The organism is Pseudomonas sp. AL03 (genome assembly GCF_029960815.1).
Lineage (GTDB): Bacteria > Pseudomonadota > Gammaproteobacteria > Pseudomonadales > Pseudomonadaceae > Aquipseudomonas.
Genome location: NZ_JASBRE010000002.1, coordinates 112,263 through 125,247, shown reverse-complemented (window position 1 = coordinate 125,247; position 12,985 = coordinate 112,263). Strand labels below are relative to the sequence as shown.

The following is a 12,985-nucleotide window of genomic DNA, read 5'->3' as shown; positions in this document are numbered from 1 at the left end:
ACCGCGGCGCTCGATGAAGCATCGTCTCTAAAGGGTGAATGTGATGGGGCGAAGCATTACTGACGCTTCGTTTCTGAAGACTCGGGGCTTATCGATCGTCAGAGGTTCGGGACTGGTAAACGTGATCTCCGTTATCCCCTCGGCATTGGTAGGGATCGTCACGGGAATAAAGAAAAGTGGTTCAAGTAACCAGGTCACTTGCGTATGCCCAGCCGGGTTGCCATGCCCGTCGAGCAAGCGCATCCGCAAGGTGACGTCCGTGCCGACTTGTTCCGACGTGGTGTAGATCTCGTTGTCCAATCGGGAGAAGGAAAACGAGGTGGGGTCGTTGCGCAAGGTGATGACCACGCCGGACTGCGGCTCGCGAGCATCCAGTCGATAACTGATCACGTCACGCCCCATCGTGGTGCCGGCATGCACTGTGACCGTGGCCGTACCCTCGGCATTGGTCGTGGATACCGGGGGATCGATAGTGCATAGCTTCGACGCCCAATAAATGTTGACGTTCTTTAGCGGCACCTTTGCGCGGGTGATCTTGAGGGTCAGTTGCGCCGACTCTTTACTGTTGGCGATCAGTTCAGTGCTATCGACCGTGCAATCGAACACGACTTGATCGGCCACGGCGGTGATGCCTGCCAGAGGCAATGTCCGGCCTTGTTCTGCCAGCTGGGCTGCGACCCGATCGGCCAGCGCTTCATACTCGTTGAACAGGCTGTCCGGTTTCAGCTCGCCCATTTTCAGAACGGTAGGCGCGTCCAGTTTGCTTTGGCGGGTGAACGCACGCAGGCGGATCAAAAGATCAAGGTGTTCCAAAGTACGGATGTAGCCTTGCCCGGCATTGACATGATCGGCACAAATGCGCACTTCCTCGGCGCTCCAGTCGAAGAGTTCAGCAAGAAGCTTCGCCGCCTGTTCCTTGACCAGAGTCAGCCCGTCGCCAGACAAGTCGTTGGGCAGCGCGTTGATGCGCTGCAGATAACTCAGCAACTGAGACTCGGGCTTGTTACTGAGTTTGACGGCACGGTTGTAGACCGTCAGATAGTACAAAGCGGTTGGTGTAAAGGGCTCAGGCACAAGAGAACGTGTTCCTTCGCCTTCCTCGATGATCGGGTAAAGGGTTAAAAATTCCGCACTCAGCTTCAGTTCCTTCACGACTTCTGCACGGCGGGCAAAATCGCAGAGCATGCCCAGAAACGGATCGCCCGGTTCCTCCTCTCGCCGACTACTCCTGGAGGTGTTGTCCGCGGCTGTAGGATTCAATATGTATGAAAGAACGTCATAGACCGTGCCACCTGACCAGCTCAGCACCGGCAGTGCCATGGGGGACGCCAGTTCGCCATACACGGCCAGACTTTCTTGAACCACACTGTGCTGACCGGAGCGACTGCTCAGCACAACACCCACGATTCTTTCCACTGTCTGTTCATCGGCATGACCAATCACTTGAGACACGACACGCGTGACGACCTCGCGGGCGTAGAGCGTGTAGGGTTGATCGGCGGATTCGCTTCGGTGAATCACCAACCCATCCTGATCAGCCAGCTCGAGTAACTGGTTGGTCCAGTGCCGGCCATTCGACAGTTCGGGAACACCCGCCATCTGAAGCGCCGTCTCGGTAAACAGTGCCGGTGTGAGATGTGTGCGCAATTGTGTGAAGAGTTGAATCTGCGCCTCTGTGGCTTGCGGCGGTGCGGCAACAGGGATGACGTGCTCTATCGCCCACGCCACGTCCAGGTCACTTTCGAAACTCCAGCGAACCCAACCCACCAGGCGCTGAATCACCGTCAGGACATCCGGTGTTTTCGCCATGGCGTCAGCGTTGATAAATGGCTCGCCGGCCAGTGCCGCATTCCACGAACCGGAGCTCAGAAGCATCAACAAATCAACGGCCAGACCAGGGGCAATGCCCAGCATCTGCGGCAGTCTGGCCATGCGATAGAAACTTGAAAGAACCGGAACGCTACGTTTCAAGCTGGTGAGTGAATGAGACTCTGCGATCAATGGCGCCAGTTTGAAATAAGTCGCCAGGTCGATACTCAAACTGCTGCAAATCTGTACGACGGTGAGCGCATCGGCGTCAGTCGATGGCACCAGCGCAAAGGGTTTATCATCCACTAGCAGCGGCGGCATCGACAGTGTGTCCTTGTTAAACACACGATCGAACTGCGAGCGTTCACTGCCGCGACCGAAGATCGAAATATTGCCTACAAATACCGCAAAGTCTTCAGCCGAGCACTGGTAGAACTCTCTGGCCATTTGAAACAGCCCCAGTGCGCGGAGGGTGTTATTTGTCATCCAGTAACTGACTGCCCGCGCCTCTGACCCGGCCTCTGCTAAATGAGATTTTGATTCGGCGCCAATGATTGCACTCAACAACGCATCGGTCTCATGGCTGGGCAAATTCAGACTGTTGTCCAGCCTGATCTTGCGATTGAGGCGGTCAAATCTATCGTTTGAAGTCTCAGCAATTTTGTTGAACATCGCTGTGCCGCCGTAATTGATCCCCATCGACTTGGCAGCCAGGCCATCGTTGATAAACACCGAGAACGCATGCCCAGGCGTGACCGAACCATCAGCAAATACCGGAGCATGTTCGGACACGGTGGTGGCGAACAATTCAACCGACAACAACGCCTCCAGCCCTGGCTGAGTCAGATTGGTTTTCTGATTGAAATACGGGGCTTGTGGCAAATTCCCCGCTTCGACATTCAGCAACCCGTAATTTCTTTTGAAAAATTTTGTGCTGTCTTCACTCGGAAAATGACGCGCTTCAGTAAAGATCTCCCTCTGGCTGGGGCTCAACCGAGTTGCCTGAATGAGCGCATGGTTGGATGTTTCTCCCCAAGACAGTGCACGTAAAAAATAAGGGGATTGTGGATCGCACAACCCCACCACCGTGCCAACGGACATTCCCAAATCCCGGGTCAACTCGTCCATCGTCACCCACGGATGGTGGTAAGGCAGCCCGTTGGGATAACGCCGATCACTCAGTACCTGGTCGAGATCATCAACCGGGCCGAGAGACGCCTCGATCGATCTTTCCAGAACGGCGCTGACCACCTCTACCGAAGACACGACGCCATAAGCCGTCGCCGGATTGATGCTTAACCCGTTCAGGTCTTTGCGGCGGGTGTTGAGTGGGTAGGCCTTGGTTGGGTCGGAAGGAATGAGGCGATTTTCAGACCATTGTTTAAGCGTGACGGCGTAGGCAACGGGCGAATGGATGGCCTCGATCGCATCGGACGGGCACTTGTTGGCAAAATTGGGTTTGAACAGCCCGTCGTAAGTAGGTCCCTCGACCAGGGCCAATAATCCATGACGCATATGAGTGGGAAGCGACTCACTGCCGATCAGCTGTTCTTCGATGAAGCGGCGTAATACCCACGTTGCCAATCCGTTCAGGCGCAGCGCGATCGCTTGGGCATTATCGACCGCCAGGCCGTATTCCCTCACCAGGCCATCAGCGCCTTTACGTGCCAGCGCACATACCGAACCACCCGCTTCGAAATACTGCTCAAGAAGTGAAAATTGATCAGGCTGTAGCTCATCAAAGAACTGTTCACAAAAGTGCTTGGCGATTCGAACCGGGGAATCCTTCATCGTAGCTCTCCACTGAAAATGCGGGCCATGGCCTCCTACCCCAACGTGCAGCGGCCATTATACGAGTGTCATTTGATAGCGGAAAAAGCGGCCTGTCTACTGTCAAATATGACAGTAGACAGGCATCTATCTCTAATGACTGACGTCCGATTCCCGCTCGGTCGGTACCACCTCGAAACGCAGGCTGTCGCCCCAATCGGAACAGTCTTCCCCGACCTGCCGGGCCTTCATCCAGTGGGGGCCGGGGACCAGCAAAGCGTCGGGAAGGGCCGTCCAGGTATCGCCTGCCACTGGATAGCCTTGCGTGACAAGCTGCCGCGAGTCGAACCAGTGCGACAACTCAATGGATTTGCCGTTGTCACCTCGTCCTTCGAAAAGCGGCCTGCTTTCGGACCACTGGCCAGCCACCGGCGCGGTAAAGGTCGGCGGTCTGGAAAGCAAAAGAATAGGATGCTCCTCGCTCCAGCCGGAGCGAAACCCGTCGCATTCTTGCTGTGCAACCAACTTGTAAATACCGGCCGGCCTGTCGACGTGCAACTGAAGCGACCAGGTACGATTTTCTTGCACCTGCGTCGTACCCAACACTGTTTCGGGTGCATCGCTCCATGCCACCTCGACCCAATCTGCGACATACCCGTGCCCCGAAATCGTCACCGTTGAACCGATGTGCTGCTGTAGGGCTGGCGACTCAATAACCGGTTTGGGCGGAACGACGGTGAAATCATGGTCGGGACTAAAAACAGACTCTTCCCCATCGAAAAGTTGCTTGACTTGCAGAACCTCGGGACCCACTGAAAATTGCGAGGAGTACCACCAGTAACCATCGCGGGCCCTGGCCGTCACTTTGGCGAAAGGTGCGTCTGCGTCCTTGAGCCAGAGCTGAACCTGCGCGGTTTCAAACCCCAGACCTTTGCGGGCGTACCCCTCGATTCTGGATAACCGTGGAATGACATCGCCTGGATGAGGTCGGTCGATGGTCGGCGGAAACAGGATCACTTTGAAAGAGGCCGTCCCGCTTCGCTCGGATAACAACTGGTCGTACGCTTGAGTGGCATACACCTTTTGGTGACCAAATGGATGGTCCTCGAGGTGTACCGACCATTCGTCCCCGGATACAGAGGCCTTGCCCAACGGTTTTTCCGTCACGTAATCAAACACGCTCATCACTGCGCCTGATACGCCACCAGTGCCTTTGATGACGGGGTTGTGATCGACGTCAATATCGATCGGCGACGTGATGACCGGCTGCAACACGGCGACATCGAACGGCTTGGATATCTCACTGGAAGTCTGCCCGCCGATGGTTTGCGTCACGTGGACGAGATGAGCGCCGGGCATAAATAGTTGCGGTCGGATGAAGGCCCAGTTTTTTCCGGTCACCTGCGCATTATGAGAACTGCCCTCATCCCCATCGAACCACACCGTTACCCGTGCGTTGTTCAAACAGGTGCCGAAGAAGCGCGGGGTCAAGCCGTCGTGCGTGAACTCAACGGTGGGTAACGGTGCCTTGATGTCAAAGGTAACGAGTTCAGTTGGCTCGGACCGCACTTCTGGGTCCTGTGCCGTCTTGAACAACTGCCAGGCTTGCACGCGGTAGGTCCCCGGATCCCAAGCCTCGGTTGCCGCACTTGACCAGGCGCGGTTCTTGACTTCGACAATGGGCACAGCAGGCGTGGAGGCCCCTTCGCGTCGCACCTCGATCCGCGCCGCTGGCTGATCAGGCCAGTCGTGGCCGGTCCCGGAAAACACCGGTATCCGGTCGAGGTCGACCTGGTACGTAAGGTAGGGAACCGGGACTGGCACATCGATGTTGAACGGCCCATGCCACGCGGAGTTGATCCACCCTCCCGTCCCATCAGGAACACTTTGTCGCGCATTCATCTGGCGCTTTGAAGGGGGCTGATCAGTCCAGTCGACGGACCACGTTTCGTTAATCACCTCGGTGCTGACTTGGACGCTCCCATAGGCGATGAAAATCTCCACCGTAGCGCCGTTGTACCCCTCCCCTGAAAACCGCACGGTGCTGTGGGTCGGATACTCGACATTGATTGAGGTCGGTACGGGAGGGCGGATCTTGAACGCTCGGGGGGCGCTGCGAAAGGACGTCTTGTTCGACAACTTCTGCAGCACTGCGAGCGTTACAGGCCCTGCCGAGGGTAATGTAACGGCGGCGGTCCAGGTGCCATTGCTCGCCACGGTACCGGTACCGACTTTGGTTGTCGCCAGATCGATATAAACTTCGATCGCGGCTCCGCTCAAACCATTGTTGCCGCTGAGGGTAAAGGTGGCCGGCTGAGTAGTGTTGACGGCAGGTGCAGTAATGGCCGGGGCGCCGAGTACGTTGTAGGTGACAACTGCTGTGTAACTGTGCGCAAAACCCGGCAATCTAAATTGAGCCTCAACCGACAGAGGGCCACTGGCTGGCCTGGCAGTCATCGCCGCTTCCCATGCCCCGGATGTCGCGATTGCGTCTTCAGCCAATCCGGTCCAATGGTTGTCAGCCCTGACCATGCTCATTGTGGTTCCGGGAGCGGCGATCCCTTGGAATTTATCACCTGTGACCAAAACAGTACCGGCGGCTGGTGAATTAATCGCGGCCAGATGGGCGGTTACGCTGGTTGAATTAGAAGAGTACTTACCCGCTATTTTCTGCCGGGAGTAAAAGACAAGGGCATTTGCCGCCGCCGGTATGGAAACACTCGCAGTCCAGTTGCCATTTGGCTGAATAGTTGCGGTACCTACCGTAAGGCCGCCGCTCTTATGGAGGGTGATTGTGCCGGCGCCATTTACGCCGCCCGTGCCTGTAACCGTGAATGTTCGAGATGAGACGTTTGCGACGGGGTTGATACTTGGCGCCCTGGGAGTGAAAGACATCGGGAAAGTGTTCCACACTTTCTCCCAACCCCACCAAAACCTATATCTAAACTCAAGAAATAACCCGACGGAACCATCCTTAACGGGCATCGTATGATTTACAGGGAGTGTGTACGTGTGGCCATTTTGATTCGCTCTCTCAGTTAAATAAACGGGCCCCCATTCTTCTTCTGAAAAAAGACCGACAAGAACTTCGCCGCCGTACAGATCATTGTTTGTAGCCGTATAAACCACATGGTGGACAGTAAAAGTCCTACCATCAGCAGCCCACGAATACCTGACTATTAGAACCGCCTGCCAGTCACCATCCGGCCCACGGTAGGTCACCTGGTAGTCTTGATATGCGTTGGTATTACTTTCATAGGACAAAAGCTCACCAGTAAAGGTTGTTTCTTCAGGTGTTGCCCCTGCTTCGTTTTTCTCAAGATAATCGTTAGTATCCATGACTGCTCCTTAACCTGTTCAGGTGTGATAGACATGCAACAATTTGCTGGCTAGCTGTCCAGAAAGTTTCCTGAGCTATTAAATTCCGACCTGTCATGCCCGGCACCTGACAGAACTGACAGTGCCGACGAACGGCATGTCGCGCCGAGTGCCGTGTTATGGCGTTGCTTGTGGCTTCGATAGAGTGCCTACAACGCCTTGCGCAACGGACTACAGATCCGCCAGAATCCGCCGGCTTGTGCGCCTTGGCCTTGCCCCGTAACTTGATCCGCGTCGCTGCCAATCAGCGATCGGGTTTAGTCGCCCGGGAGGTTTCGCGAAGGTGCATAAGCGTCATCAAGTCGGGTATTCCCTATCCCCGCACTCGATGGTGGCTGTGTGCAGGGCGCTCTCGGGCGCGCCGGTTTTTCGTGATTCCTCCCGGTCGACTAACCTGCCCACAGCCGCCACCCTTTCGTTTAGTCGCGAACTGGTGGTAGCCCTAGAAACAGGAATTACGCCATGATCAAACCAACACCAAATCCCCCCAGAAACCGACCCGGTTTCCCCCTACGCCATCCTCGATTCAAAAAAGCTCCACGCCGCCGCCGACAAGGCGCTGGACCATTACCTCAAACCCGACATCGACCACCTCTGTTCATCCAAGGGCCGTGCCATGGAAATGTTCACCGTCTCCCCCGATGCCAACCCCGAAGCCATTGCCATCCAGACCTACGAAACCTTTTCGTCGGTCAGCATTCTGCTGCTGGATTTGGCCGAAAGCCTGGACGACAAACCGCGTCACCTGGCGATGGCGATTTATCAGTTGAGTGAGTTGGGGTTGTTGCTGGTGGAGAAGACGCTGGAGAACGAGCAGGCGATTGCTACAGCTTAGACTTTAGATCTCGGTCGTCTGGACTGACGCCTTCGCGGGCAAGCCCGGCTCCCACTGGTTTCTGCGGTGAACACACTTTTTGTGAACAACGCAAAACCCTGTGGGAGCGAGCTTGCTCCGGGCGGCGTTCCGACGATGGCGATTGCAACGGCGCCGCAGAATTTCAGGCCGAGGCAGGCAACGGCTGAAAACTGAAGTACTGCTTCAGCGCACTCACCAATTGCCCATACTCCGGCGGTGCCCGTTGCAGGCTGAACCCGGCGTCATAGTGGTGAGGGGTCGTGTCTTCATGGCACCACAGGCAACACGCCTGAAGATCAATGACCTGCATACAACCGTTGCTGGCGGGGATTTTCAGGCGCAAATCGAAATCGGCGCCGATCATCATCGGCAACTGGCTGATCAGCATCAGCCCGTCCTCGGACACGTTGCCCAGAAAGCCAATGGGTTTGTCGGTGACGCTGTTGAACACTCTTAGAAAATACGGCAATTGATGCCGCTCGATCCGGCGGTCAGTGAACATGCGCAATTGGCCCAGCAAGGCCCTTAAGCAGGGCCGCACTAATACTTCGGAACGGGCCTGCTTCTATTTCTGCTTCTATTTCTTATAGAAAGGCATAGACATAGGCGCGCTCTCCCCGATCCCGGTGCGACAGTCCACAAAACCGCTGCCGCTTACTCCTGCCGATCACAGGTGTTACGTCGATGTAGAGACGAGGCTCTAAAACCGATCTATTCGACTATAGCTCACCACCGCAGGGGGGCCAGCCTTTGAATACCCCCGTTAATCAGAACCGGGTCGGACGCACGACCGCCGCACTGCGCAGCGGATAGTGGCCCAGCGACTGCAAGGTTTCCAGGCGGGCGCGGGCGCGGAAGGCGTATTCACTTTGTGGGTACGAGGCGATGATGAACTGGTAGGTTTGAGCCGCATCGACAAACAGTTTCTGACGCTCCAGACACAAGCCGCGCATCATCGACACTTCCGGCCACACATAAGGCCGCGCGCGGCTGGCGCGTTCGACTTTTGACAATTCGAGCGTTACTTGCTCGCAGTTGCCGCGGTCATAGGCGCTGTAGGCGTTATTCAAATGATGGTTCATCGACCAACGGGTGCAGCCCGTGACGCTAATAACGGCGAGGGCAAGGGCGGCAATGAGCACGAATCGCATGGGGGTTCTCCTGTCTTGAGCAATGTATCGACCCGTCGCGCAAAATCTTCAGGAATGTTCGTTTAAAGAAACAAACGAATAACAAAGCTCTTCACAAAAAGTAGTGCACATGAACAATGACTACACCCCAAGAGCATAGTAGCCTCACTCAGCGCTTGAACTCAGGAGTCTATGCATGTCCGTCCGTCGTACCAAAATCGTCGCTACCCTTGGCCCGGCCAGTAACTCGCCGGAAGTTCTCGAACAGCTGATTCTGGCTGGCCTGGACGTCGCCCGCCTGAACTTCTCCCACGGCACCCCCGACGAGCACAAGGTTCGCGCGAAGCTGGTGCGTGAACTCGCTGCCAAGCACGGCCGCTTCGTCGCCCTGCTGGGTGACCTGCAAGGCCCGAAAATCCGTATCGCCAAATTCGCCAACAAGAAGATCGAGCTGAAGATCGGTGATCAATTCACCTTCTCCACCAGCCATCCTCTGACCGAAGGCACCCAGACCGTCGTCGGTATCGACTACCCGGACCTGGTCAAGGACTGCGGCGTAGGCGACGAGCTGCTGCTCGACGACGGCCGTGTGGTCATGCGCGTTGATACCGCCAATGCCACCGAGCTGAATTGCACCGTACTGATCGGCGGTCCGTTGTCCGACCATAAAGGCATCAACCGTCGCGGTGGCGGCCTGACCGCACCGGCCCTGACTGAAAAAGACAAGGCCGACATCAAGCTCGCTGCGGAAATGGAAGTCGACTACCTCGCCGTGTCCTTCCCGCGTGACGCCGCCGACATGGAATACGCCCGTCAACTGCGTGACGAAGCCGGCGGTACTGCCTGGCTGGTGGCGAAGATCGAACGCGCCGAAGCCGTGGCCGACGACGACACCCTCGACGCGCTGATCAATGCCTCCGACGCCGTCATGGTGGCCCGTGGTGACCTGGGTGTGGAAATCGGCGACGCCGAGCTGGTGGGCATTCAGAAGAAAATCATTCTGCACGCACGCCGCCACAACAAGGCGGTGATCGTGGCGACGCAGATGATGGAGTCGATGATCCAGAACCCGATGCCGACCCGTGCTGAAGTGTCCGACGTGGCCAACGCCGTGCTCGACTACACCGACGCCGTGATGCTCTCGGCTGAAAGTGCGGCCGGCCTTTACCCGCTGGAAGCGGTGCAAGCCATGGCGCGCATCTGCATCGGCGCTGAAAAGCACCCGACCAGCAAGACCTCCAGCCACCGCATCGGCAAGGTCTTCGAAAGCTGCGACCAGAGCATCGCCCTGGCGGCCATGTACACCGCCAACCACTTCCCGGGTGTAAAGGCGATCATCGCCCTGACCGAAAGTGGTTACACGCCATTGATCATGTCGCGCATCCGCTCGTCCATCCCGATCTACGCGTTCTCCCCGCACCGCGAAACCCAGGCCCGCGCGGCCATGTTCCGTGGCGTTTACACCGTACCGTTCGACCCGGCATCGCTGCCGCCTGAGCAAGTCAGCCAGGCCGCGATCGACGAGTTGCTTAAATTGGGCGTTGTGGAGAAAGGCGACTGGGTCATCCTGACCAAGGGCGACAGCTACCACACCATCGGCGGCACCAACGGGATGAAAATCCTGCACGTTGGCGACCCGATGGTCTGAGTGACAATGCGCTGAAAAACAAAAGCCCCGCCATGTGAATGGCGGGGCTTTTTGGTTTTTGATGATCGTTCCCACGCGCAGCAAAGGAATGCCTCAACGGACGCTCCGCGTCCGCTCTAGGGACGCGGAGCGTCCCGGGCTGCATTCCCACGCGGAGCGTGGGAACGATCGACCGCGAGAATCAATGCCGGTTGAAAAACGCTGACAACATCGAAAATCAGCGCTCAACCACGGAGCACAAAGACATCCGCCAGCAGTTGATTGCGCGGCAATCCCGCCAGGTACAAGCATCGGGCAAAGGCATCGACGCTGTCGGGGGCACCGCAGAGTAAGGCCAGGGTTTGCCGGGAAACAAGCCGCAGTTGCGCCAAAGCCTCTGGCAACTCGGCCGCCGTCCAAAGCTCGATGCTCAGGTTCGGGCGGCTGGCTGCCATGGCCTGCAGCGGTCTGGCCAGATAATGCTCATCGGCATCATGGGCCAGGTGAATAACACGGATGACGCCTTGGTGATCCTGTCGCAACGCTTCACGCAAGACGCCAAACAACGGTCCCAATCCGGTACCGGCCGCGAGCAACCAAAGGGGGCGGGCGTTCCAGTCCAGGTCGTAATGCAATGCCCCGCCGCGCAACTCGCCGAGACGGATCGAGTCGCCGATCTTGAATTGACGGGCAGCATCGCTGAATTCCCCCGACTGGCGACACTCGAGATGGAACTCCAGAAACCGGTCTTCATCCGGCAGGCTGGCCAACGAATACGGGCGCGCCACGTTGCCCGCCCACAACACCAGATGCTGCCCGGCGCTGTAGCGCAAAGGACTCCGAGGGATCAGGCGCAAACGCAACACGCTGGTGCTCAACCAATCGACAGCCGCCACTTCGGCCGGGCGGCCATCCTGCTGAGGATCGAAGGTGTGCACCTGCAAGTCCTCGACCACCTGACACTGACACGCCAGGCGCCAGCCTTGCTGACGCTGGTCTGCGCTCAGGGCATCGGGTCGGCTGTCACTCGGCAGCCCTTGTACACATTGCACCAGACAGGCATGGCAACTGCCGGCGCGACAGCTGTAAGGCACAGACACGCCGTTCTGATTCAAGGCATCGAGCAAGTTGCTGCCCGCCGCCACCGACCATTGGCGTTCGCCGACCCGTAACTCAGGCATCGACGTTCTCCCACGCCGCCGCGCAACGATTGCGACCGTCACGCTTGGCCCGATAGAGCGCCTGATCGGCGCGCTGCAAGGCCTCGTCGAGATCGTCGCCCAGTTCCAGCAACGTCATGCCCGCCGACAAACTGAGATGGCTGACGTTGAGGCCGACCAGTTCGACATCCGTGAACGCAATGCGCAACCGCTCGCAACATGAGGTCAGGCGTTCGGCGTTGCAATCGGGCAACAGCACGACAAATTCTTCGCCGCCGTAACGGGCCAGAACATCACCCTCACGCAAGCAAGCGCTGGCCACGGCGGCAAAGGCTTGCAGCACCTGATCGCCCGCGGCGTGGCCGTGGACATCGTTGATCCGTTTGAAATGGTCGAGGTCAATCAGCGCCAGTCCATGCACGACATCGGCGTCCATGGCGTTGAGCTCACGGGAGGCCAGGCGCAGGAAATGTCGGCGATTAAACAGCCCGGTCAGTTCGTCGGTGGCCACCAGGTCTTCGAGCTGGCGCATCATCCCGCGCAGGGTGTCCTGATGCGCCTGCAAGGCAAATCGGCGCTGACGCATGCGTTGACGCGAGTCCTGGACGTAACGGGCATAAAGCTCCAGCCAGACCAACACGATGAGCAGCACGCACACCTGCAACGCGGCCAACGCTGGGTCGGGTAGCTGGAATTGGTAGCCCTCCCACAACGTGATGGCGCTGAAACTTGCGAACACCAACAGCGCGCACCGGAGAAAGGCCAGGCGCGAAAGATGAAACAACCCGAACAGCAGAATCAGCACGTAGAACACCAGAAACGCGCCACGAGCCTCATCCAGATGGGCGATCAGCCAGGTTTGCCAGCCCAGCCCCAGCAACACTTGCGCTTCGGTCAGGCTGGGGTCGGAAAAACGCAGGTTGCAGCCGCTGTAAAACACCGCGAACAACGCCGCCTGGCTGATCACCACCAGCGCACTGCCGATGGCCACATTGGCCAAGGGTTGCTCGTAATGACCCGTGAAAAACGCCAGCCACAGCAGCAGCAAAGCCAGGGCGTAGGTGCCGGCTGCGAGGGCAAAGCGTTTAAGTAACAAGCGCTGGATGGCGTTATGGGTCAATCGTTGACTCACCGTGCGAAAGAAGGCTGCTTGAGTGTCCTACTCTACAGACCGAATGCCACTGTAGTAGCGTGCCTGATAAATGACCATTCAATTTTCAGGGCGGAAAACTGGCGTCAAAGCCATGACCCGGTT

Annotated in this window: 7 protein-coding genes and 1 pseudogene; 2 read left to right on the top strand and 6 right to left on the bottom strand. The window is 57.5% G+C overall.

The annotated features are described in order from the left end of the window. Nucleotides 1–27: 27 nt before the first annotated feature. Both QK293_RS02690 and QK293_RS02685 read right to left on the bottom strand, forming a co-directional pair. Nucleotides 28–3,600, bottom strand: a complete 3,573-nt coding sequence (locus QK293_RS02690) for a Tc toxin subunit A (protein WP_282375441.1) — start codon at nt 3,598–3,600, stop codon at nt 28–30. A 132-nt stretch (nt 3,601–3,732) separates the two neighbouring features. Continuing rightward, entirely contained in the window at nt 3,733–6,918 is a 3,186-nt protein-coding gene (locus tag QK293_RS02685; protein WP_282375440.1) for a hypothetical protein, read from the bottom strand. 501 nt (nt 6,919–7,419) lie between these two features. On the opposite strand from QK293_RS02685, the pseudogene QK293_RS02680 reads away from it, so the two are divergent. Continuing rightward, nucleotides 7,420–7,792 (top strand): annotated as a pseudogene (locus QK293_RS02680) (DUF6124 family protein). Nucleotides 7,793–7,955: 163 nt separating this feature from the next. On the opposite strand, the gene QK293_RS02675 reads toward QK293_RS02680, so the two are convergent. Both QK293_RS02675 and QK293_RS02670 read right to left on the bottom strand, forming a co-directional pair. Then, nucleotides 7,956–8,315: a PilZ domain-containing protein gene (locus QK293_RS02675; RefSeq protein WP_282375439.1), complete on the bottom strand. Its 360-nt coding sequence runs from the start codon at nt 8,313–8,315 to the stop codon at nt 7,956–7,958. A gap of 265 nt (nt 8,316–8,580) precedes the next feature. Continuing rightward, nucleotides 8,581–8,964: a tetratricopeptide repeat protein gene (locus QK293_RS02670; RefSeq protein ID WP_282375438.1), complete on the bottom strand. Its 384-nt coding sequence runs from the start codon at nt 8,962–8,964 to the stop codon at nt 8,581–8,583. Between the two features lie 175 nt (nt 8,965–9,139). On the opposite strand from QK293_RS02670, the gene pyk reads away from it, so the two are divergent. Continuing rightward, the gene (gene pyk / locus QK293_RS02665; protein ID WP_282375437.1) at nt 9,140–10,591 is read left to right on the top strand and encodes a pyruvate kinase; all 1,452 of its coding nucleotides are present in this window, start codon (nt 9,140–9,142) and stop codon (nt 10,589–10,591) included. A 224-nt stretch (nt 10,592–10,815) separates the two neighbouring features. On the opposite strand, the gene QK293_RS02660 is transcribed toward pyk, so the two are convergent. Next, nucleotides 10,816–11,751: an iron-sulfur-binding ferredoxin reductase gene (locus QK293_RS02660; RefSeq protein WP_282375436.1), complete on the bottom strand. Its 936-nt coding sequence runs from the start codon at nt 11,749–11,751 to the stop codon at nt 10,816–10,818. After that, nucleotides 11,744–12,850, bottom strand: coding sequence for a GGDEF domain-containing protein (locus QK293_RS02655; RefSeq protein ID WP_282375435.1), 1,107 nt, complete (start codon nt 12,848–12,850; stop codon nt 11,744–11,746). The genes QK293_RS02660 and QK293_RS02655 overlap by 8 nt, the downstream gene beginning before the upstream one ends. Nucleotides 12,851–12,985 lie beyond the last annotated feature (135 nt).